The organism is Chitinophaga filiformis (assembly GCF_023100805.1).
GTDB lineage: Bacteria > Bacteroidota > Bacteroidia > Chitinophagales > Chitinophagaceae > Chitinophaga > Chitinophaga filiformis_B.
This window is the reverse complement of sequence record NZ_CP095855.1, coordinates 3,900,061-3,923,947: the sequence shown is the minus strand read 5'-3', so window position 1 is coordinate 3,923,947 and position 23,887 is coordinate 3,900,061. Positions and strand designations below refer to the sequence as shown.

Here is a 23,887-nt window from a genome sequence, read left to right as displayed (position 1 = left end):
TTTCCCAAGCTGCAATACGTCCATCAGAAAAAGACCTTCAATACTAACACGACCTCATGGCAAACCGGTAAAGATTGACATAAAGCATGAACTGATCATTGTTCCTTAATTTCTGCGATTATGCTCTATAACTGTTTCCATAGCCCGCTGATGCAGGACCTGAACTTCTCGGCGTCCAGGGAGTACCTGCTGGCCGGACCTTCAGGCACCTGGAGCGCCAGTACAATATCCGGCTGTCATACCCGCAAGTACCACGGCCTGCTGGTGGCGCCTCAGTCATTTCCGGGCGACGATAATTATGTGATCCTTTCCTCACTGGATGAGACCTTTATCTGCGACGACCAGTCATTCCCGCTTTCTATTCACCGTTACACCGGTTCTGCTACCCCCACGGCGCAGCAATATATCCATGCGTTTTCGGCCAATCCGCTGCCCCGCTGGTGGTATCAGCTGGATGAAGACCTGTTGCTGAAAGAAATTGTGCTGGACGCGCATGGCAGCGTCATGGTAAGATATACCCTGCTGAACGGCAAAAAGCCGGTTACACTACAGCTACGGCCACTGGTGGCCTTCCGCAATATGCACGCGCTCACAAGGGCCAATACGGCTGCAAACACGGTTATCCGTACCGTTAAACAGGGTATCAGTATCAATCTTTACCCCGGTTACAATGACCTTTTCCTGCAGCTCAAAAACGGCTCCTTCCAGGCCGATGGCTGCTGGTATTACAATTTTGAATACAGCTGGGAAAAAGAACGGGGCTACGACTACCAGGAAGACCTGTATTCACCCGGTTATTTTAAGGTGCCACTGGCGCCGGGAGAATCCGTCATTTTCTGCGCAGGACTGTCTGCTGCCAACGTCAGCTCACTGGAAGAGCGGTTCACCAAATGCTCGGAAGGCCGGAAACCGGAAACACTGAAAGATCATCTGCTGCTGGCAGCAGAACAATTCCTGGCGCCCGACCGCATCAAAGCCGGTTTTTACTGGTTTGGCAGCTGGGGACGCGATACCTGCATCTCTTTGCCCGGACTCACATTACTGACCGGAAAGATCAACCTCTTTAAGAGTATTGTACGGCAGCACCTGAAACAGGTGAAGAACGGCCTGCTCCCCAACACAGGCGCCGGTAACTATGCACAATATAATACCGTGGATGCCTCTTTATGGCTGATATGGGCCTTACAACAATATGTAGAGAGAACACATTCATGGAAAGAGATCTGGCATGAATACGGCAAAACCCTGAAAAGCATACTGACAGCTTACCGGGATGGTACCCTGTTCAATATACACATGGAAGAAGACGGACTGATAGCAGCAGGAGGCCCCGGCCTGGCTTTAACCTGGATGGATGCAATAGCGCCTGAAGGCCCTGTTACGCCCCGTACCGGGAAAGCGGTTGAGGTGAACGCCCTCTGGTACAACGCCATCTGCTTCTGTCTTAATACCGCCATCGAGGCCAATGACCAGGCTTTCATTGAAAGCTGGGAAGCATACCCCGAAAAAATTGCCAGGTCTTTTACCGCCTGTTTCTGGAGCAATGAGAAGAAATACCTGGCCGACAGTGTAAATGGCGACAACGCTGACTGGTCTGTCAGGCCTAACCAGTTATTTGCCGTATCAATGCCTTCTTCTCCATTATTGCCCGCACAGCAAAGAGCGGTGATGGAAAAAGTAAAGGAAGAATTGCTTACGCCGAGGGGATTGAGAACACTCTCTCCTGCCGACCCGCAGTACCGGCCGGAATACAGTGGCGATCAACCGACCCGGGACAGGGCCTATCACCAGGGTACCGTATGGCCCTGGCTGCTGGGACATTTTACAGAGGCACTGCTGAAAGCCGAAGGCCCGGTAGCACTGCCCTTCCTGGAAAAGATCTACGACGGCTTTAAATATGTGCTCGACGAATACTGTCTCAATAACATCCCGGAACTGTTTGACGGCGATTTCCCCCACAGTGCGCGGGGCGCCGTGGCCCAGGCATGGAGCGTAGCTGAACTGATCAGGATGGAACATATTATATCAGGATTCAAGGCACTGCAACTGTCATCCAACACCATCAACACCCTAAATCAACAAATATGAACCCTGCAGGCAATGCGTTCCTGTCTCCCGATTATATATTCGAAATAAGCTGGGAAGTATGTAATAAAGTAGGTGGTATCCATACCGTATTAAGCACGAAAGCCCAATTGCTGCAGGAGAAGCTGAAAGACCATTATATCACGATCGGTCCTGACCTCACCAAAACAGGGGGACAGCAGCCGGCATTCCTCGAAGACAGGTCCCTCTTCCCCTTATGGCAGGAACAGGCAGGAAAAGAAGGCCTGCGTATCCGTACAGGGCGCTGGGACATACCGGGCAAACCCATTACCATTCTTGTTGATTTCAGCCCCTTATACAGCCATAAGAACGAAATTTTCGGCGATCTCTGGAACAGGTTCAGACTGGACTCGCTCACCGGGCAATGGGACTATATAGACCCCGCATTGTTCGGTTATGCCGCGGGCCAGATCATCGCCTGTTTTTATAAGCTCCACCTCAACGCTACCGATAGGATCATTGCACAGTTCCACGAATGGATGACCGGCGCAGGCATCCTCTACCTGGAAAAGAATGTGCCCCAGGTGGCAACCGTCTTTACCACACATGCAACAGTACTGGGCCGTACCCTGGCCGGCAGCGGACAGCCCTTTTACAATATCGCCGACAAGGTCGATGCGGCCGCACAGGCGGGAAACTTCCAGGTAAGCGCCAAATATTCCCTGGAAAAGACCTCCGCTACCACCGCCGACTGCTTTACCTGCGTCAGCGAAACAACAGCAAGGGAGTGCCGCAGCTTCCTGGGCAAGTACCCGGATTATGTAACACCCAACGGTTTCGATACCGGTATAGTACCTGTGAATGATTATGAGGATAAAAGAAAACAGGCCAGGGCCATCGTCCTGAAAGTGGCGGGCGCCGTAGTGAAGGAAACGCTTCCGGAAGACAGCCTGCTGATCATCAAAAGCGGCCGTTATGAATTCCATAACAAGGGTATTGACGTCTTCATAGACGCATTATCATTGTTACAGCAGGAAACGCTGCCAAAGACCGTGGTAGCCCTGCTGTTCATCCCTGCCGGCCATACAGGGCCCAGGGAAGTACTGCTGGAACATGCCCATCCGCCGGCAGCGCATACGCCTGAAGACAATATACTGACGCATAACCTGTATGCCGCCGATAAAGACGCTATCATCCGCCGTATGAAAGAACGCGGGCTCAATAATGCACCAGGTACAAAGCTCCGGGTGATCTATGCACCCGTTTATCTTGATGGTCAGGACGGCATTTTCAATCTCAGCTACTACGATATGCTGCCGGCTTTTGACCTGGCTGTATTTCCCTCTTATTATGAGCCCTGGGGTTATACGCCCATGGAAAGCATGGCATTTCATATCCCCTCCCTGACAACATCATTGTCAGGTTTTGGAATTGCAGTAAAAGCACTCCCCGAAAACCAGCGGAATGGAGTTAGCGTGATAGACAGACGTGATGCAGACATGCAGGAGGCGCCGAAGGCAATTGCCTCCTTCGTCCGCTCCTTTCTCCAACTGGGGCCTGCAGCGGTGGCCGACATGCGCAACAGCGCCAGGGCACTGAGCCTGCATTTCACATGGGAAAAACTGATCGGAAGATATTATGAGGCCTATAACCTGGCATTACATAAAAGCAGGCAACGGGAAGGGCTTTTCCGCGATAAACAACAAACATTGCCTGCAGAAGCATATGCTGGCATCAGCGCCCAGCCACTATGGCGGGAAATAAATATCTCTCCCTCCTTCCCGCCGGGACTTGAAGCGCTCCGGCAGCTGAGCCGGAACGTATGGTGGAGCTGGACGCCCGCAGCCAGGGAACTGTTCCGCAGCATAGACCCTGTGCTATGGTATGAATGTCATGAAGACGCCATCAGGATGCTGAGCCATCTCAATTATGAAAAGCTGGACGCATTGACCGGGAACAATGATTTCATGCAGCGCTTACACAAACTGGATGAACAGTTTGACCTGTACAGGCACCAGCCCCTGGAGGCCGGTCCTTCAGTAGCTTACTTCTGTATGGAATACGCCTTGCTGTCTGCCTTCAGGATCTATTCCGGCGGACTCGGTGTGCTGGCGGGCGATTTCCTCAAAACGGCCAGCGACATGCAGGTCCGGATGATAGCCATAGGCCTCTTTTACCGGGAGGGCTATTTCAGGCAGCAGTTCTCTGACGACGGCCGGCAAGTGGCCGTGGCTGAGCAGCTGGACCCCTCACTGCTTCCTTTTGAAGAGGTGAGAGATTGTAAAGGCAATCCTGCTCAGGTATCCCTGGCCTTCCCCGGAAGGACCGTCTACGCAAAAGCCTGGAAAGTACAGGTGGGCAAGACCAGCCTGTACCTGCTGGATACTGACGTACCGGAGAACAGCACTGAAGACCGCAGGATCACGTCCAGGCTGTACCCCTCAGAGAAAGAACTGCGGCTGCAACAGGAAATACTCCTGGGTGTCGGAGGCATTAAACTACTCCAGGCGCTTAACCTGACCATTGACGTCTATCACTGTAATGAAGGGCATGCGGCCTTCCTGGTACTGGAAAGGATAAGACAACTCATTTACCGGGATCACCTTTCTTTTGAAGACGCTTTTGAAATAGTAAAGGCTTCGCTGCTATTCACCACGCATACTTCCGTGCCGGCAGCGATGGACACATTTGACGAAACACTGCTGCGTGCTTATTTTTCCGGGCTGGCGGAAGGCTGCTATATCGGCTGGCAGCAATTGATGGCCCTGGGAAAAGCAGATGAACGTGATACACCGGGCGATTTTTCCATGTTCCGCCTGGCGGCAAGAGCTGCGCAGGAGATCAACGCTGTAAGCCGCGTGCACCAGGGAGTATCGGCCAAACTATTGCAACCGCTCTGGACAGGTTACCAACCCGACGAGCTGCCCCTGCGGCACATCACCAATGGAGTACATCTCCCTACCTGGGTGGCGCCTGAATGGCAGGATCTGTACCGCGAATACGATATCGATCTGCAGTCGGGCAAAGGACATTGGGAACGCCTTAATGAGGTGCCCGAAACCCGTATCTGGGAGATCAGGAGCAAGTTGAAACACGCTATGACCGAACGATTGCAGCAATTGCTCCAACAGCAGCAGATGCGTCATCATAGTGCCCCTGAACAGGTCGCGGCGCTGTTGACGGCCCTGCATCCACAGGCCATGTATATTGGCATGGCAAGACGCTTTACGCCCTATAAAAGAACGACCCTGCTTTTCCACGATCCGGAGCAATTGAAAAAGATCATCGGAAACGAACAGCAGCCTGTCATCTTCATCTTCTCCGGCAAAGCCCATCCTGCAGATATGGAGGGTGTGGGTATGTTGCAGCAGGTGATCAGTAACGCCGCAGGCGCAACTACACATACACACATTATCTTCCTGGAAGATTATGATATCGATATTGCCCGCCTCCTTGTACAGGGAGTGGATCTCTGGCTGAATTTCCCGGTAAGGGGAAAAGAAGCATCGGGCACCAGTGGTATGAAGGCCCTTGTCAACGGTGTGCTTAATTTCAGCACGCAGGACGGCTGGTGGGCGGAACAATATAACCCCGAAAGCGGATGGGCCCTGGCGACGCAATCACTTTATCCCGAAGAAGACAAACAATATGCCCTGGATGCTGCAGAAGTATACAGCATGTTGCAACATGAGATCATTCCCATGTATTTCAGAAGGAATCAACAGGATATTCCACTGGAATGGGTCGCCAGGATCAAAAGGGCCATCATATTGTCCGGACAGCCGGTATCTATGAACAGGATGATGAACGAGTACATTACCTGTTACAACAAGCTGTCCGAACGCCTCGTCTCACTCAGGGAAAACAACTATACGCTGGCCAGGGAGCTGGTAGCATGGAAAGAGAAGATCCGCAAGGGCTGGGACAGTGTGGAGATCATTGCCGTTAGTCCCGCTAAAAGCCTGCTGGCCGTAAAAACAGCAGGAGAGCACCTGGAAGCGGCTGTAACCCTCAATCCCGGTATACTGACTGCAGACGATATCGGTGTGGAGATCATTTTTACCGCCCGGCAAAGGAATGAAAACCTGATGTTCAAACATGAATTACAACTTTGCGGACAGGGACGCAATGAGGCGACCTATGCATCCAATATCCCTTTGCTGCACAGTGGAGAATATACCTATACATTCAGGGTATTTCCAAAAAATCATTTCCTGTATCACCGTACAGACATGCCGCTGGTGAAATGGACATGACCATGGTCATCCGGAACACTAACGACGTTCACATCAGAAAGGATCAGCATCATAGGCGCAGCCCTGTAAAGGAGGTAGATTTGTTTACATAACCCTCACTGAAAAAATGAAAGACTATGAAAAAGATACTTGCTGTTATTGATGCCGTTAATTATAAAGAAGAACAACTGGAGGCCATACAATATGTATCCGGTATGCTAAACGGCAATCTCACGATCGTTATGCTGGAAGATGTGAACACCATCACCCCGCTGATGGCTCCTGATTTCGCCGCCGGTGTGCCAGGACGGTATTATGAGATCGTGATAAAAGCCTCCGAAGAAAAAAGCAGGATCATCCAGGACAATACAGAAGCGCTGCGTCAGGCAATAACAGCGCGGGGGCTTACCTGTACTATCCATACAGACAAAGGATCTGCTGCAGAAGAAACCATTCTGGAAAGCCGGTTTGCCGACCTGGTACTGCTGGGTAAAGAACTGTCCTTTCCCTTCCTGTTCGATACGGAACCGACCGGGTTTGTCAAAAATGTGCTTGCCAATGCACAATGCCCTGTACTTGTAATACCTGAGAACATGTCCGTACTGAAAGGCGTTGTCTTTACGTACAACGGTACCTTCTCTTCCATGTACGCTATAAGGGCCTTTGCGAACATATTCCCTGAACTGGTTGCAAAAGATGCAACGGTGGTCTATGTATGCGAAAAAGGGCATGACACCATACCGCACGAAAAGTTGCTGAAAGAATACCTGGACGGCTACAACAAAAATATCAGCTACAAAATATTCTCCGGTAGAGCAGATGCGGTGTTGCAGGCCTACCTGGAAGAAAAACAGGACCACGTCACCACCTTCGGGGCCTATGGCCGCAGCAGGTTATCCAGGTTCTTTAACAGCAGCAGTGCAGAGAATATACTTCGTATGATGAACGGACCGCTGTTCATCACCCATCCGTAATATACACCTGATCATAACAAACGCCAATGGCAAACAAAATAAAAGATAGCGATGAGAGTCGCTATCTTTTATTTTGTTTGCCTGCAATAACTAAAGCGGCCGGGGCTTTCAATGTACCCGGCCGCTTCATTTCATTGTTAACTGATCTCGATCTTTTTGGCTTGTCCCCCGTTCCGGCTTTCTTCCTTTTTAGGAAGTGTCACTTTGAGTAAACCATCCTGGTAAACAGCGGATATACCCTCTTTCTTCACGCCTTCCGGCAAACGGAAACTACGGGAGAAACTTGAGTAGTTATATTCTTCCCTGCTGATCTTTTCATCTTTAGTTTCCTTCTTTTCTTCTTTCTCTGCGCTGATGGTCAGGGTATCGCCATCAACATCTACATTAAAATCAGCTTTACTCATCCCCGGCGCAGCAAGCGACAGCTTAAAAGCATCTTTCTCTTCACTGATATTGACTGCAGGGACGGTAGCGGTCCAGCTACGGCCGCCATTGATATCAAACAGATCTTTCCAGGGTTTGAACACATCATCAAAAAATGCAGGCAGTGGAGTTGCCCTTAGTAAGCTGGTGGACATAATTACCTCCTTGTTTTTTACGATTGAAATAATGGAATGTTAACACTGCTAAATTACTTACCACACCAGCTGGAAAAAATGATGATACTCAAGGCTCCCGATGATTTCTGTCAACGTTCCTGCCCGCAGATGTAATACATTATTACCCAATATTTTCCAGGGTTAAGGAATTATGTTTAAATTTGAATACACCTTGAATAACGGCTTTGCCCATCACACCATTTTCTGTAAAAGCATTCCATATGGCAACAATACTATTGATCGAGGATAATGCCGAAGTGCGTGAAAATACTGCTGAAATACTTGAGCTGGCAAACTATAAGGTGTTGACAGCTCCCGACGGAAAAGTGGGCGTACAGCTGGCGGAAGAGCATCATCCGGACCTGATAGTATGCGATCTTGCCATGCCTGTTCTCGATGGCTATGGCGTATTACATATGCTGAACAAGAAAGATGCTGTCCGGCACATCCCCTTCATTTTTCTGACCGCCAAAACGGAACGGGCAGATATACGCAAGGGCATGGATATGGGAGCAGATGATTATATCACAAAGCCCTTCAATCCGACGGAATTACTCAACTCCGTAGAGTCCAGGCTAAAAAAGGCGGCAAGTATCAGGGAAGTGACGCTGAATGGCATCAACGGTGTTGACTCCCTGCTGACAATGGTATCGGGCGGACAGGCCATTGAATCCCTGAAAGAGGGGCGCAACAGCAACAGGTATAAAAAGAAACAATCTATCTACCAGGAAGGCAATCACCCTTCCTGTCTCTTTTACATGATGAAGGGCAAGGTGAAGGCGTATAAAAGGAATGAAGACGGCAAGGAACTGATCACCGGCTTATATAATGAAGGCGACTTCCTCGGTTATTCCGCCCTGCTGGAAGGCAGTACCTACAAAGACAGCGCTGAGGCAATGGAAGAAACTGAACTGGCTATCATACCCCGTAAAGATTTTGAAGACCTCACCAGCATCAACCCACAGGTGATGCAACAGTTTATCCGCCTCCTGGCCAATAACGTGGCAGAAAGGGAAATCCAGCTGCTGGGGCTTGCCTACAACTCATTGCGTAAAAAAGTAGCGGAAGCATTGCTGGCGGTCAACAAAAAATATAATCCTTCCTCTTCAGATAAATTCGGCATTGATATCAGCCGTGAGAACCTTGCTGCCATAGCAGGGGTGGCTAAGGAATCGCTGATCCGGACAGTGGGCGATTTCAGAGATGAAAAACTGATTGAGATAAGAGAAGGTTGTATTTATATCATCAACGCGAAAAAGCTTGCTGACTTATCCAATTAAAGATGATTGTTTGTCGGGAAATACTTCAGGCCAAACTTCCTGACCATCCTGATACTTAGCAGGGAGGCAAAACTGCACAATATGACTATTGCCCAATCAGCAATATGTAATGACTGCAACCTGAAAGGAGCTGCCAAGGCAGGTACCAGCATGATCAACAACATAAACGCAGTACTGATGGCTAAAGCCATCCAGATGTATTTACTTCTTACAATATGATTGTCATAAAACGTATCGGCTGCATTTGCCATGTTCAACACATGCAGCAACTGTGAAAAAGTGAGTGTCAGGAATAGCACATTGTTAGCGTTGGCAGACCAGTATTCTGCTATTTTAGCGCCCAGTAGCGTAAACAGTGTCAGGATCACAGCATAGATAGCGATAGCCCTCCATTTCGCCTTTGAGATGATCGGCGCATTCAGCGCCTTTGGTTTTTGCGCCATTTCATTACCGTTCCCGTTTGTGATACCCAGGGCCAGGGCCGGCAAAACGTCCGTCACCAGGTTGATCAGCAGGATCTGTAATGGGAAAAGGCGGAACTGGAAGCCGGCAACAGCGGTTACACCTACCACCAATAGTTCGCTTAAATTACAGGACAGCAGATAGACAATAAACCGTCTGATATTATTGAAAATGACCCTTCCCTCGCGGATAGCCAGTACCAGCGATGAAAACGCGTCGTCCTGCAGGACCATATCTGCTGCTTCCCGGGAGATCTGTGAACCTCTTATTCCCATCGCTATGCCAATATCTGCACTGCGCAAGGCAGGCGCATCATTGACACCGTCGCCCGTCATAGCTACGATCTCATGATCTTCCTGCAATAAATTGATCAGTTCCAGCTTCTGCGCCGGAGATACCCGTGCGAAAATATCCGTCTGCGCCCATCTCTTTTTCTCTGCCATATCCAGGGTTTCATAAGGCTTCATTTCCTGGCCCGTTATGATGGCCGGATGAGGAGAAAGCCGCAGTTTTTCAGCAACGTAAACAGCAGTGGATGGATGATCGCCCGTCAGCATGACTATCCTGATCCCTGCCTGCTGGCAGAGGCTTACAGCGCTTGCCACGTCTTTACGGGGTGGGTCCAGGAAACCGGCAAGGCCAATAAAAGTAAGGTCATGAAGAAAATCTTTCCCTGTCGCTGTCGTTTCGCCATAGGCAAAGGCCAATGGCTTCAGGCCCTTTCCGGCCAGCTGGTTGTTACGCAACAACCAGCGCTTCCGGTCATCTGCTGTTACAGGCCTCGGCAGATTATTTTCCAGGATATATGTACAACGGGGTAACAGGTTCTCCATTGCCCCTTTCGCCGTTACCAACAGGCTCCTTCCCCCCTCATGCACCATTCCCATAATGCGCGTTTCTGAAGAAAAAGGCTGCTCACTGACCTTCACATATCCCCTGTGAGCATCCTCGATATCACTGCCATTTTCCATAATGAAGCGCTGCAAAGCAATCTCCAGCGGATCTCCGGCAGTGTTCAGCTTTCCGTTCTCTTCCCTTCGCACCGTGGAAGTATTGCATAGCACAGCTACCTGGAAAAACCGTTTATAGCTTTCGCCATAACGGACGATGGCGGTATCACTTTTCTGCCATTGATATGCCGGGGGAAATTCCAGCTGCACCAGCTCCAGCTGGTTCTCCGTCAAAGTACCGGTTTTATCTGTACAGATCACGGTGGTAAGCCCAAGCGTTTCTACTGCTGCAAGTTGCTTCACAATAATATGCTTGCGGGCCATTCGCAGCATGCCTTTGGCCAGCGCCAGTGTAGCCACAATAGGTAAGCCTTCCGGGATGGCCGCCACACTTAGCGCAATGGCAGTTCTGAGCACATCGGAGACTGGCAATTTATGCACAAGACCGGCAACGATAACAACCGCAACAAGCAATAATGAAAATAACAGCAACTGCCTGCCGAACACCGCCAGTTTCTTTTCCAATGGCGCTGTCACATCCTCCGTCCGGGTAAGTAAGCCCGCTATGCCGCCGAATGCGGTTGCCATGCCTGTGGCCGTACACAATATGCTGGCATTCCCTTTCTTCACAGCAGTAGCCTTGAACAGCATATTGGTCTGCTCTGCCAGCACGGTCTCGGCGTCAATATCGCCGGCGTACTTTTCTACCGGCACAGATTCCCCGGTTAATGTTGATTCGTCCACCTGTAGAGAAAAAGCAGTAACAATCCTGCCATCAGCGGGTACAATGTCCCCCGCCTCCACGTAGATAATATCGCCCGGTACAATGTCCTTCACATCAATAAGGCTCATCACATTATCCCGTAGTACACGGGCCTGTTGCACCGTAAGGGCGCTCAGGGCTTTCATAGAACGGAAAGCCTGCCATTCCATGATGAAGCCTATGCCTGTATTGATCAGCACGACCACCAGAATAGCCAATGCATCTGTCCACTCGCGGTACCACGCAGATATAAGCGCGGCGGCCACCAGGAGCAATACAACAGGGCTTTTGAACTGGCGCCAGAGGGTTATCCATATCCCGAAACTGTTGGGATTGACGATCTCGTTGAGGCCACACATTTCCTTTCGCAGGTCCACCTGTGACAGGGTAAGTCCTTTTTGTATGTCGGTTTCCAGTATCCTGACCAGTTCTCCGACAGGGTGTCTGTATGCGCTTAACTGTACATTTTTAATAGTCATCTTTCACCAGTTGTTTACCCGGCTGATCTTCCCTGACAACATCTTCTGCGGCTACAATATTTTCAATACCCCTCAACAAAGCATCGGGATTAAAGGAAATACTACTGATGCCATTCCTGACAAGGAAAGCGGTGAATGCCGGCAGGTCGCTGGGCGCCTGGCCACAGAGGCCTACGGGCCTCTTGCATTTGATAGCCCTTTTTATCACTTCGGATAAAAGGCTTTCTACGGCCTGGTCTTCCTCGTTGAACAGCGTTGCCACCAGGCTGGAATCCCTGTCAATGCCCAGGGTCAGCTGGGTAAGGTCATTCGAACCTATAGAGAACCCGTCAAATATGGCGGCAAACTTCTCCGCCAACACTACGTTGGACGGTATCTCAGCCATCACATAGACCTCCAGTCCGTTCACGCCTCTCTTTAGCCCATATTCTTCCATCACGGACAATACCTTACTTCCTTCAGCCACCGTACGGCAGAAAGGGATCATCACCTTTACATTGGTCAGGCCCATATCATTCCTGACCGTTTTGATAGCGGCACATTCCAGCCCAAAGGCCGCTTTATAGGCGGGATGATAGTAACGGGATGCCCCGCGGAATCCCAGCATGGGGTTCTCTTCATCGGGCTCAAATTCCATTCCTCCCGTCAGGGCGGCGTATTCGTTTGTCTTAAAATCGCTCATCCTGACAATCACTTCCCGCGGGTAAAAAGCCGCTGCAATAGTGGCGATACCCTGGGAAAGGCGTTCTATGAAGAAACGTTTCTTGTCGTCAAAACCAGTGGTCAGTTCCCTGATCTGTTTCCGGGCAATGTCGTCTTTCAGGTCCGGATAACGCACCAGTGCCATAGGATGTATACCTATAGTATGAGTAATAATAAATTCCATCCGGAGCAGTCCTACGCCTTCTGCGGGATAGGCTGCCAGCTTAAAGGCCTGCCCGGGATCGCTCATAATAAGCATCGGCTTTACCCTGCCGGGAGACTTGATATGACTGAAGTCGGTTTCCACCTTTTCGTAAGGAACAGCGCCTTCATATACAACACCTTCCTTTCCTTCACAGCAGGAAACAGTGATCACCATGCCGCTTACGATCAATTCAGTCGCCTTCCCGCAGCCCACAATGGCCGGAACATGCTGCTCCCGCGCCACAATGGCGGCATGGCTTGTGCGCCCGCCGGAATCGGTGATAATAGCGCCAGCCTTTTTAAGCAGGGGGTCCCAGTCCGGACTTGTTGTACGGGTAACGATGATCTCTCCATCTTTCAGCATATTTCCCTCGGCAGGAGAAGCCAGTACACGGGCAATACCCGTTACCACCATACTGCCGATGGCCTGTCCGCGCAGCAGTTCATGTCCTTTCTGCTTCAGGCGGTATTCAAATGCTTCGTGGCCCGTCTCCCGGGAATGGACCGTTTCAGGACGGGCCTGTACGATATACAGTTTACCATCCAGTCCGTCTTTCGCCCACTCAATGTCCATCGGGCCTTTATAATGTTCTTCTATCAATATGCCCCAGCGGGCCAGCTGTATCACTTCCGCGTCTGTCAGCACCGGCTGGTGTTGCTGCTCTTCCGGTGTAGGTACATTCACGATGTCCCTGCTGTCATTGGCATACTTCATCGTCAGTTGTTTACTGCCCAGCTTTCGCTGGATGATGGGCTGCTTACCCTGCCGCAATGTTGGCTTGAAAACATAATATTCGTCAGGCTCGATGCTGCCCTGCACAATATTTTCTCCCAGCCCCCAGGTACCTGAAACAAGCACAAGATCGCGGAAGCCGGATTCAGGCTCCAGTGTAAAAGCAACTCCGGACCCCGCAAGATCTGAACGCACCATTTTCTGGATACAGGCGCAGAGCGCTACCTTCTTGTGTTCTATACCATTGTCTTCCCGGTATTTGATAGCACGGTCCGTATACAAAGAAGAGTAACAATGCAGCACCGCTTCCACCACCAGGTCTTCACCTTTCACATTCAGGAAGGACTCATGCTGTCCGGCAAAGCTGGCATAAGGCATATCTTCAGCAGTGGCGCTGCTACGCACGGCAACCGGCGCAGGTCCATTGGTACATAAGCGGGCATATTCTTCTTTGATGGCCTTCACTATAAAGTCGGGTATTTCCGCCTGCAGGATCAATTGCCTGGCGGCGGCGCCTGTTTCTTTCAGGTTATTGAACTGGCGGCGGTCCAGGCCTCCCATCAGCGCTTCCAGCGGCTCCCACAGGTTGTTGAAGTCCAGGAATGTCCAGTAGGCAAAAGCGGTAGTAGCAAAACCGCCGGGAATATTAATACCCTGTGGAGTAAGATGTTTCATCATCTCTCCCATAGATGCATTCTTGCCACCTACCTGGGCAACATCCTGCATACTGATTTCGGCAAAACCTTTTACCAAAGCTTCCATAACGCAACTTTTACTGGTGAGCAATAAACAGGGGCCATTTCAGTTCCCGCATCAGCACATCGGCCATGCTATTCCGGAAGAATCTTGATACTGCTCCTCTCCTGTAGGCGCCCGCAACAACAAGGGCCTTAGCGTCCTCACTTCTCAGGCGGGAAACGATCTCTTCTTCCGGATCACCTTTCAGTACCGTATAGGTAGCGTTAGGCTGATGCCGTTTCATAAACTCTTTCATTAACCTGTTATCCGGCAAGTGAAGATCTTCCTTGCTGTCTTTCACCGTAATGACCTCGGCAGGTAATGCATTCAACACCGGCAGCAGGTAACCGAACTGCTTGATCGCATACACCGAAGAGGGCTGTCCGTCGTACAACAGGATCGTTTTCACAACAGGTATATAAAACTTTGGCGCCAGCAGCACAGGACATTGCACACCGGCCAGGAAATCCCTGATAAAACGGGTGGGCAGGTCTTCCGTATACCTGTTGAAGGTCTCATTTGCCTCGATAATAACGAGATCAGCATAGGTACTTTCGTGCAATAATTCCATCAGGGCGATGTTGTGGTCTTTATGTACGCTGTAATTCAAGCCGGCCTCACTACAGGCGGCGCTGAACTTTTCCACTGCCTTCGCCCTGGTGGCGGCATCCTCTTCCTGCAGCGCTTCCAGTGTAGTGTAATTGTTGTCGGCTTCAACCAGTACCCTGTAGGGATTCCGGCTGTAGTAGGTCATATCATTCAGGAAGACACCTACAATATGCGCCTCACACTGTTGCCCGAGGGTAAGGACATAAGACAGGGTGCTGTCGGAAAATTTAAGTCCGTCGAATGCGGCAATGATCTTTTTCATACGAATGCTATTGTGGGTTTACTGATGTGCGATGAATACGGGTTGTGCTATCAGCTTCAGTATCGGGGCGGCGTGACTTGGCGTAAAGAGGGTGGAAAAAGCATTTCTGCCATAAGCGCCCATCACAATAAAGTCTTTATCGCGCAGCAGCAGGCTGTCTAACAAACCGGTTTTCACATTACCATCCATGACAATAAAATCCACATCGCTGTAATGATCATGTAACCATTCTTTCAGCTTATATCTTTCTTCAGGAGAAGGTTTATTCTTGTCTTCCATAACCGTGATCACCACCACGGGATGCTCTTTCAACTCGGGGAACAGCTGGGTGAACTGTTTGATGGCAAATACAGAGGAACCGCGTCCGTCATAGGTAAATACGATCTTGTTCAGGCCCTCAAAGCTCTCCGGCAGAATAACAACAGGGCATTCCGCATCGGCCAGTACATCTGTCACAAACCTGGTAGGAACGTTTTCCTTCGCAACGGAGAAAGAGGTAGCAGCATCTATCAGCAGCAGGTCGGCATACCTGCTTTCCATCACAACATCTTCCAGTGGTATTCCCAGATCGCGGTGAACGATGCCTGTTACACCCCGCTTCTCACAACTGTCTTTGAACAACTGGATGTTGTCGGCCAGGCATTGTTCTTTAAGTTCTTCCACATTCTCCGTCTGTACATTGATACCGCCTTCCAGGGCCGTTTCTTTCAACATCTTTCCGGACCGCGCCTCACCTCTCAGATTTTCAAGGAAGATGCCTGTCAGTTTTGAATGGGAGAGATTACACAGGTAGCAGGCAAAATCGAGCGTGGCCGGGTCCAGTTTTACCACGTCTGTTACATATAGTATCTTTTTCATGGAAAATATCATTTTATGTGATGAGTAATAATCTGTGAGGGTATTCTCTAATGCAGCTTTACCCGCGCATTGGCGGCAGACAAACGTTTAAAGCCTTCCACTTCTTCCCAGGGCAGGGTATTCAGCACATTTTCCCGGCTGCACCATCCGCGGCGGGCCATGATGACGCCCATCTGCATATAGTCGTAGTGACTGCACAGCTGTGCGCAGCTGTTGATAACGATCTTCACACCTTTTTCGGCAGCGCCTTTCAGCAGATGATCTGAAAGATCCAGCCTTTGCGGCTGTGCATTGATCTCCAGCGCAGTACCGGTAAGCGCGGCCCTTTTAAAGATCTGTGACCAGTCCTGCGGCCCTGGTTCCTGCTGCCCGATGATCCGTCCTGTAGGATTGGCAATACAGTTGATGTAAGGATGTTCGCATGCCTGTATCAGTTTATTCCTGTAATGCTCAGCATCTGTTTCATTGATGACAGCTGTTACCCAGTCAGCCTGTTGCAGCAGCTCGTCAGGAATACCGGTGGAACCGTCTTCCATCATCTCCACCACGATCCCTTTCTTCAGGAAAGGGAACCCGATGCTCCTGTTCACACGGTCTATTTCAGCAAACTGCCCGGCATAGGCAGCAGCTGGCAACTGGTCGGATATAACAATATATTCGTAATGCGGGAAGGCATTTAATGCATAATGGGCAATGGAAGAAATACTGTCCTCCCCTTTCCCGTAATTAGTATGTATCCTCATGTCGCCCTTCATCTGGCTGGCATGGATCAGTTCCGGCAACATATTGCGCGCGGCCCTGAATATTTCCCGGCCGCCTTCACGCAATTCGGGAGGAATAAAGGACAGGCCCAGCCGCCTGTATATATCTTCTTCTGTGCGGCCAGCCACATGCACACCGCTTTCCAGCTCGAAGAGGCCCTGAGCCGTCAGCTCAAACCCTTTCTTCTGTGCCCTTTCGCTCAGCTGGCTGATATGTTCCAGGGCCCCGGTATAATACAACAGCGTACCGCCATAAGTATCATCATCCGCGATCCTGATATCCAGCTGTGTATCGTTGTACAATACAGCAGCAACCCTTTTCCTGCCGGCAGCTGCCAGGCTTTGTACCTGGGGTACCTCCATCAGGTGTTGTAAAAACCGCTCCCTGTCTTCGTCTGCTACTTTTATCACCATATCAATATCGCCCACCGTTTCCGCGCCTCTTCTCAGGCTGCCGGTCAGCGATGCAGCATCCACTTCAGGGATCAGCCTTATTACCCGGAGTATCTCGTTTCCCTGGAGAATGGCGTCCCATAACAACAAACGGGAACCTTTGGATTTATACAGTTTGAGACTGCGTTTCAGATCATCGATCTTTGCATTACTGAGCCCTCTCACCCGCTTGAGCTTACCCGATATAATAAAGGCCTTCAACTGCTCGATAGTGCCGATATTCAGCTCTTCATACAGCTTCCTGACCAGCTTCGCCCCAAATCCCTTAACTTCCAGGATCTCCAGCAGTTCAACAGGCACTTTCTGGATCAGGCGCATATATTTTCTCAGTGTACCGGTACTTGCAAACTCGCGGAGGTCCCTTATCAGGGTGTCCGGCAGGTCAGACAGCTCCCCGTTTTGTGCAGCATGCAGATAGTTGCCGATATCATTTTTCAGCTTACTTATTTCAATGGCCATTTTTTCATAGGCCCTGGCTACCGTTACACGACCCTGATACCTGTAACAGGCAGACATGTTATGATAGATCTCAGCTAAATGCTCTTTGCAGCGTGATGAGGTTGCAGGACTAATAACGGTCATATGATGATAGTTTTTTGGATGACTTAATATGCAGTGTTGTCATGTACAGGATGGCCAGTGGCCAGGGACTGATCTTTTTCTCCCGCATCAGGAACAAACAGGCAATGGCCAGTATGACAGTGCAGGGAAAAGAAGCACCCGCGCCCAGCGGGGCAATGGCCAGCAGGAAAACAACAGCTCCTCCCAGCGCAATCTTTTCCAATGGGCCTTTCCATAACAACGCAAGCCCGATCAGCGCTTGCCCCACAGCTATCGACAGCACAAAACCGGTAATATGACTACTAAAGTACCCGTTGATGAACGCTTCATATGCAGGCAGGGCCGCAACATCTGCGTAGGTCATGTAGATCTGTGGATGGGAGATGGAAATAACGGTATTAACAACAGCGCCCCCGAGGAACAACAGAGACATGCACATTCTGCCAAAAACGGGTTTAATGATGCTGATATACAGGATCAGCACCGCAATAAAATTTGATAGCATATAGGCCTGCGAAAAAATATTGCCTCTCATAACCGGGTGTTTATATAGTTGGGGAAATAAAATGATCCGTTTCAAAGCTATCGCTAATCTCCTGGCTGTTCAATAACGCCCGTTACTGCTTTGGCATATTATAATCATCTGTTGTGATGATGCAGGTCACCACCTGCAGAGCTTACAACACTTAATTTTGGTACTGTACTTAAAACTTATGCTATGAAAAAAAATATGGGCCAGTTTGACCGGATCGTCAGGGTTGCACTGGCATTAGCAGCCCTCTTCTTTGTTTATAACAAAATAGTGACCGGAGGCGTCGCCATTGCCATCACCATCATTGCAGCCGTATTCCTCCTGACAAGCCTCGTGGCAAGCTGCCCCCTTTATAGCCTGTTTGGCATCAGTACCTGCAGGTCCCGTCATTCTCACACATGATCTCTTTTATATACATCCCTGTTATCATTAAAAACTAAATCACAATGAGAAAGATATTATTGTCGTTTGACGGCACCCATTATTCAAGGGGTGCATTCAACTTCGCCAGCAGCATGAATGACGAAGAGCCTATCCTGCTCACCGGCGCCTTTTTACCACAGGTAGATTTTGCCAGCTCCTGGAGTTATGCAGGTGGCGGCGGTACAGTATATATACCTCTCCTGGAAAGTTATGATGCAGATATTGTAGCTGCCAACATCAGGAAGTTCCAGGAAGACTGCGTAAGGCATAATATTGAGCACCGTGTACACCGCGACTTCAGCTCATTTGCATTACCGGAATTACAAAAGGAAAGCCGTTATGCAGATCTTATGATACTAGGCAGCCAGCGGTTTTACGAAAACCTGGGACTGGAAAACCCGAATGAGTACCTGCGGGACGCCTTACACGATGCAGAATGCCCGGTACTCATCGCACCCGAAGAATTTGATTATCCTGAAACCGTAGTACTCGCCTACGATGGCAGCAGTGCATCTGTCTACGCCATTAAGCAGTTTGCCTATCTCTTCCCTGAGCTGTGCAGGAACCAGTGCATACTCGTGTATGCCGGGAAGAAAGAAGGTAAAGGCATTCCTGATGAAGATTATATCCGGGAACTGGTAGCGCGTCATTTCAGCGATCTGACCTTTTACGAACTAGAGGCGAACCCACGCGATTATTTCTCTACCTGGATCTCCGATCTGGACCGGCCAATACTTGTAAGCGGTGCATTCGGACGTTCCGGCTTCTCACAGATATTCAAACGTAGTTTTGCTTCCGATGTAATAGCGGAAAAACAATTTCCGGTTTTCATCGCGCATAGGTAACAGTAACAGTACATAGTCGTTAACACCAAAATGATAAGGTCTGCTTTCCAGCAGACCTTGGTGTTTAAATAGGGGTATCGTGTGTAATGCAATGATTATATGCTCATATAGAAGATTCAAAACGTCCTGTTAAATGGTCCAGCCTTATCCTGTATACAACAGGGCGCAGCTCAACCGGAACATCCTCCTCCGCTCCGCCCTCGATGGCCATATGGGGCAGCCTGGCGGTCTCGCCTATTTTCAGGTGCTTCAGGCGGCTTACAAGGAATTTCATGGCATAATAGCGTTCCCTTTCGTCAGTGATCTCTTCATAAGTACCCTGTGCAATGGCAGATTGCCAGTTGCCAAGGTCATGGATCTCGTCTACCTCAAAGCACACTTTGGGATTTTTTCGCATCATCTCTATTTTCAGCCCTTCCCTGGAATGGGCAATGATATATTTTTCATTGTAAGCATAACTCACAGGAACGATATAGATGTGGTCTCCGTCATGGCAACCAATGCGGCCGGTTACGTTCCTGGTCAGTAATTCATCTATCTGTTTTTGTGAGAGCGTGCCTAACATATATACCTGGTTTAAATGTGAACAATAGGTAAACAATACAAAGAGAACCCATTTAAGCGCGCAGGACAATGATGACAATCATCGCTTACCTTATCTTTCATCATTCCTCTGCCGGGACATCTCTGCTAATTTGCCTGAAAAAGAAGTTATGAAAGCACTCGTATATCATGGCCCCGGCCGGAAATCGTTTGAAGAAAAACCCAAACCCGTTATAACAGCCCCCACAGACGCTATCGTAAAGATCCTCAAAACAACCATCTGCGGTACAGACCTTCACATTCTGAAAGGTGATGTGCCCGAAGTCACCGATGGCCGTATATTGGGTCATGAAGGCGTTGGCGTCATAGAAGAAACAGGCAGCAGTGTCAGCAACTTCAAAAAAGGCGATCATGTGCTGATCTCCTGCATCACTCCCTGTGGCAAATGCGAATATTGCCGGATGGGCATGTATTCCCATTGCGAAAATGGCGGATGGATATTGGGTCACCTGATAGATGGCACCCAGGCGGAATATGTAAGAATACCTTATGCAGACACCAGCCTTTACCATATACCGGCGGGCGCCAATGAGGAAGCCCTGGTAATGCTCAGCGATATATTGCCTACCGGCTATGAATGCGGCGTGTTGAATGGCCGTGTACAACCTGGTAGCAAGGTGGCCATCGTTGGTTCCGGTCCCATCGGACTGGCAGCCTTACTGACGGCACAATTCTATTCGCCTTCGGCTATCATCATGATAGACCTGGACGATAACCGGCTGGCAGTATCAAAGAATTTTGGCGCTACGCATACCATCAACAGTTCAAAAGAGAACACGATAGAACGGATCATGGCTATCACAGACAACCACGGCGTGGATACAGCTATTGAAGCAGTAGGCGTTCCCGCTACCTTCGAGCTGTGTACGTCCATCATCGGTCCCGGCGGTTGCGTGGCCAATGTAGGTGTGCATGGGAAACCGGCTGCCCTGCACCTGGAAAGCCTGTGGGCAAAGAATATCACTATCACCACAAGACTGGTAGATACGGTTACGACGCCTTTGTTACTGAAAACAGTGGTAGCTGAAAAACTGGATCCGCTGAAGCTCATTACACACCGCTTCCGGCTCGCAGATATCATGCAGGCGTATGAAACATTCGGACAGGCCGAAAAAGAGAAATCACTTAAAGTAATTTTGTCGAATGACTAACGGACTACCCGGCACCATGCAGGCCATGGTGCTGGAAACTCCCCGTTCACCGCTGCAATTGCAGCAACTGCCTTTACCAGTGCCCGCACCCGGGCAGGTATTGATCAGGGTGATTGCATGCGGTGTGTGCAGGACTGACCTTCATATTATAGATGGCGAACTGCCATCTCCAAAACTACCCCTGGTACCGGGACATGAAATAGTGGGGATGGTCGTGCGGAACGGCCACGGTACAGACCATTTCCGGCCCGGCGATATTGTGGGTGTTCCCTGGCTGGGATATACCTGCGGTAAATGCAAATACTGCCTGCGCGGGCAGGAAAACCTCTGCGAACAGGCCCTCTTTACAGGTTACACTATCAACGGAGGATATGCAGAATATACAACAGCCTGCGCACGGTATTGCTTCCTGCTGCCACCTGTTTATGCCGGTGCTGCGGGAGCGCCGCTTTTATGCGCAGGACTGATCGGCTACCGTTCCTGGCAGATGGTCAGCCAGCATGCACAACACATAGGCATATACGGCTTTGGCGCCGCCGCGCATATCCTGACACAGATCGCAAAACATCAGCATAAATCCATTTATGCCTTTACCCGGCAACATGACACACTCGCACAGATGTTTGCCATAGAACTGGGGGCCGTGTGGACCGGCAGTTCCGGCGAGGCGCCACCTGTGAAGCTCGATGCGGCCATCATTTTTGCACCTGCAGGCGAATTGATACCGACAGCATTGCCCCATCTCGATAAAGGCGGGCAGATCATCTGCGGAGGCATACACATGAGTGATATTCCCTCCTTCCCTTATCATCTTCTCTGGGAAGAACGCTCCATAAGATCGGTTGCGAACCTTACCAGGAAAGATGGCGAACTATTGTTTAAAGCAGCCGCAGAGGCAAAGGTCACCACAACCATACAGCAGTACAGGCTTTCTGAAGCCAACGATGCACTGGAAGACCTGCGTAAAGGATTGGTAAAGGGAGCTGCTGTACTTATACCTGATCACATTTAAAACGAATGTTATGCTACCAGGATGGATATGGCTTTCAATAGCTGTTATTATTGCCTTTATACTCCGCTATTGTTATGTGCGTTTCTATAAAATACTGGAGGCTGAACGCGAAATGCTGCTGATCCGGCATTGTTCCAGATGCCCTGATATACTGACCGAAGCATCTATACGGCACCTCCCTCCCATTGTTAAGTTATGGCTTACCCGCAGCGGTGTATTGAACAAGGCTTTTAACGGAGGCGTACATCTTCGTCAGCAGGGAAAAATGAGAACCTCCATCAATGGTAAATGGATGCCGGTAGCCGCGGAACAATGGTTCAGCGCTACGGTTCCCGCTTTCCTCTGGTCTGCAGATGTGAATATGTTCCCGCCACTGCACCTCGCCGGCAAAGACAGCTATGTCAACGGTAAAGGGCATATGTTGATCAGCCTTCTTTCAGCGATACCCATTGTGAATGCAAAGGGACCGGAAATTGACCAGGCCAGTATGATAAGGTACCTCGCCGAAATAGTGTGGTTCCCCTATGCAGCAGTAAGTGACTATATCAGATGGGAGGAAGAGGATGCGCTGACAGCCAGGGCTACCATCACCTATGGCGGCATTACTGCATCCGCCCTCTTCCGGTTCAGCGAAGAGGGGGATTTTGTCAGCATCGCCGCAAAAAGATATTACGCTGCAAAAGGCCGCTCAACACTGGAAGACTGGCTGGTAGACGTTATACCGGGCGCTTATCGTATATTTGATGGTATACGCATCCCCGATCGCCTGCAGGTCAGCTGGCTGCTCAACAACGGCAGGTTTACCTGGTTCCTGTTAACAGTAACCGACATCAGTTATCACGAAAACCGGGCATATCAACTTACTAAATCTCCACGGCATGAATATCTCTGAGACGAACCAGCAACAACAGCAGGATACTGTATCCAGGCCAGGCTTTCCCGCAAATGAAGAGAAGTATTTCCTCGAAGGGCCAAGGTCCAGGTTCCGGGAGTTCAGTTTTGTACTGAAAATATTCAGGGAATTTATCCGGGGCTTCAGGACGCTTCACTTTGTGGGCCCCTGTGTGAGCGTATTTGGCTCGGCCAGAACAAAACCAGGCACGCCCTATTACGACGCTGCTTATAAGATGGGCGCGGGAATTGCCAGCCTTGGTTTTACTGTCATGACGGGCGGAGGCCCGGGCATTATGGAAGCGGCCAATAAAGGCGCTTACGAAGCCAAAGGATATTCTGTAGGCTGCAACATCCTCCTGCCGAAAGAACAGCAACCTAATCCCTATATGCAGAAGTATCTTAACTGCCACTACTTCTTCGTACGGAAAGTACTGATGTTTAAATACTCTTATGCATTCGTCATCATGCCGGGAGGGATCGGTACCATGGATGAGTTCTTCGAAGCGCTCACCCTCATACAGACGCGAACCATTCTTGACTTCCCCGTTATACTGATGGGTAAAAGTTACTGGGAGCCCCTGATGCCCCTCTTCCATAAAATGCTGGAGGAAAGAATGATCGATAGCCGGGACCTGAAATACATGCTGTTCACCGACTCTCACGAAGAAGCGCTGGAGCACATAGAGAAATACGCGGTAGAGAAATACCGCTCCAAAAGGAATATATTGTATAAAAAATTCCTGCTCTTAGGCGAATAA

At 49.9% G+C, this 23,887-nt stretch carries 18 protein-coding genes; 10 read left to right on the top strand and 8 right to left on the bottom strand.

What is annotated here, in order from left to right:
- Window positions 1-120: 120 nt before the first annotated feature.
- From MYF79_RS15665 to MYF79_RS15655, 3 genes are all read left to right on the top strand, one after another.
- Complete coding sequence (locus MYF79_RS15665) at window positions 121-2,088, top strand: amylo-alpha-1,6-glucosidase (RefSeq protein ID WP_247814909.1); 1,968 nt, start codon at window positions 121-123, stop codon at window positions 2,086-2,088.
- Window positions 2,085-6,302, top strand: a complete 4,218-nt coding sequence (gene glgP / locus MYF79_RS15660; RefSeq protein ID WP_247814908.1) for an alpha-glucan family phosphorylase — start codon at window positions 2,085-2,087, stop codon at window positions 6,300-6,302. Before MYF79_RS15665 ends, glgP begins: the two co-directional genes overlap by 4 nt.
- A 116-nt stretch (window positions 6,303-6,418) precedes the next feature.
- Entirely contained in the window at window positions 6,419-7,255 is an 837-nt protein-coding gene (locus tag MYF79_RS15655; RefSeq protein WP_247814907.1) for a universal stress protein, read from the top strand.
- 137 nt (window positions 7,256-7,392) lie between these two features.
- On the opposite strand, the gene MYF79_RS15650 is transcribed toward MYF79_RS15655, so the two are convergent.
- The gene (locus MYF79_RS15650; RefSeq protein WP_247814906.1) at window positions 7,393-7,833 is read right to left on the bottom strand and encodes an Hsp20/alpha crystallin family protein; all 441 of its coding nucleotides are present in this window, start codon (window positions 7,831-7,833) and stop codon (window positions 7,393-7,395) included.
- 242 nt (window positions 7,834-8,075) lie between these two features.
- Between MYF79_RS15650 and MYF79_RS15645 the strand changes: the two genes are divergently transcribed.
- Window positions 8,076-9,134 (top strand): response regulator, encoded by a 1,059-nt coding sequence (locus MYF79_RS15645; RefSeq protein ID WP_247814905.1) that lies wholly within the window; start codon window positions 8,076-8,078, stop codon window positions 9,132-9,134.
- On the opposite strand, the gene MYF79_RS15640 is transcribed toward MYF79_RS15645, so the two are convergent.
- Genes MYF79_RS15640 through MYF79_RS15615 form a run of 6 tightly spaced genes read right to left on the bottom strand, consistent with a single transcriptional unit; the run spans window position 9,131 to window position 18,204 of the window.
- Window positions 9,131-11,788, bottom strand: coding sequence for a cation-translocating P-type ATPase (locus tag MYF79_RS15640; RefSeq protein ID WP_247814904.1), 2,658 nt, complete (start codon window positions 11,786-11,788; stop codon window positions 9,131-9,133). The genes MYF79_RS15645 and MYF79_RS15640 overlap by 4 nt on opposite strands.
- On the bottom strand, window positions 11,778-14,189 hold the full coding sequence (gene ppsA, locus MYF79_RS15635; RefSeq protein ID WP_247814903.1) for a phosphoenolpyruvate synthase: 2,412 nt from the start codon (window positions 14,187-14,189) through the stop codon (window positions 11,778-11,780). The genes MYF79_RS15640 and ppsA overlap by 11 nt, the downstream gene beginning before the upstream one ends.
- Before the next feature lie 10 nt (window positions 14,190-14,199).
- The gene (locus tag MYF79_RS15630; RefSeq protein WP_247814902.1) at window positions 14,200-15,036 is read right to left on the bottom strand and encodes a universal stress protein; all 837 of its coding nucleotides are present in this window, start codon (window positions 15,034-15,036) and stop codon (window positions 14,200-14,202) included.
- A gap of 18 nt (window positions 15,037-15,054) precedes the next feature.
- Window positions 15,055-15,894, bottom strand: coding sequence for a universal stress protein (locus tag MYF79_RS15625; RefSeq protein ID WP_247814901.1), 840 nt, complete (start codon window positions 15,892-15,894; stop codon window positions 15,055-15,057).
- 47 nt (window positions 15,895-15,941) lie between these two features.
- Window positions 15,942-17,690: a hypothetical protein gene (locus MYF79_RS15620; RefSeq protein WP_247814900.1), complete on the bottom strand. Its 1,749-nt coding sequence runs from the start codon at window positions 17,688-17,690 to the stop codon at window positions 15,942-15,944.
- Window positions 17,677-18,204, bottom strand: coding sequence for a hypothetical protein (locus MYF79_RS15615; protein WP_247814899.1), 528 nt, complete (start codon window positions 18,202-18,204; stop codon window positions 17,677-17,679). Before MYF79_RS15615 ends, MYF79_RS15620 begins: the two co-directional genes overlap by 14 nt.
- 183 nt (window positions 18,205-18,387) lie before the next feature.
- Between MYF79_RS15615 and MYF79_RS15610 the strand changes: the two genes are divergently transcribed.
- Both MYF79_RS15610 and MYF79_RS15605 read left to right on the top strand, forming a co-directional pair.
- Window positions 18,388-18,603 carry a DUF2892 domain-containing protein gene (locus MYF79_RS15610; protein WP_247814898.1) on the top strand — a complete coding sequence of 72 codons (216 nt, stop codon included), beginning with the start codon at window positions 18,388-18,390 and terminating at the stop codon, window positions 18,601-18,603.
- Between the two features lie 44 nt (window positions 18,604-18,647).
- Window positions 18,648-19,469, top strand: coding sequence for a universal stress protein (locus MYF79_RS15605; RefSeq protein ID WP_247814897.1), 822 nt, complete (start codon window positions 18,648-18,650; stop codon window positions 19,467-19,469).
- 103 nt (window positions 19,470-19,572) lie between these two features.
- On the opposite strand, the gene MYF79_RS15600 is transcribed toward MYF79_RS15605, so the two are convergent.
- Complete coding sequence (locus MYF79_RS15600; RefSeq protein ID WP_247814896.1) at window positions 19,573-20,034, bottom strand: pyridoxamine 5'-phosphate oxidase family protein; 462 nt, start codon at window positions 20,032-20,034, stop codon at window positions 19,573-19,575.
- A gap of 148 nt (window positions 20,035-20,182) precedes the next feature.
- On the opposite strand from MYF79_RS15600, the gene MYF79_RS15595 reads away from it, so the two are divergent.
- The 4 genes from MYF79_RS15595 to MYF79_RS15580 are packed head-to-tail and all read left to right on the top strand — an operon-like array spanning window position 20,183 to window position 23,887.
- Entirely contained in the window at window positions 20,183-21,223 is a 1,041-nt protein-coding gene (locus tag MYF79_RS15595; RefSeq protein WP_247814895.1) for a zinc-dependent alcohol dehydrogenase family protein, read from the top strand.
- The gene (locus tag MYF79_RS15590) at window positions 21,216-22,235 is read left to right on the top strand and encodes a zinc-dependent alcohol dehydrogenase family protein (RefSeq protein ID WP_247814894.1); all 1,020 of its coding nucleotides are present in this window, start codon (window positions 21,216-21,218) and stop codon (window positions 22,233-22,235) included. The genes MYF79_RS15595 and MYF79_RS15590 overlap by 8 nt, the downstream gene beginning before the upstream one ends.
- Window positions 22,236-22,245: 10 nt before the next feature.
- Window positions 22,246-23,127, top strand: a complete 882-nt coding sequence (locus tag MYF79_RS15585; protein ID WP_247814893.1) for a DUF6544 family protein — start codon at window positions 22,246-22,248, stop codon at window positions 23,125-23,127.
- Entirely contained in the window at window positions 23,114-23,887 is a 774-nt protein-coding gene (locus tag MYF79_RS15580; protein ID WP_247814892.1) for a TIGR00730 family Rossman fold protein, read from the top strand. The genes MYF79_RS15585 and MYF79_RS15580 overlap by 14 nt, the downstream gene beginning before the upstream one ends.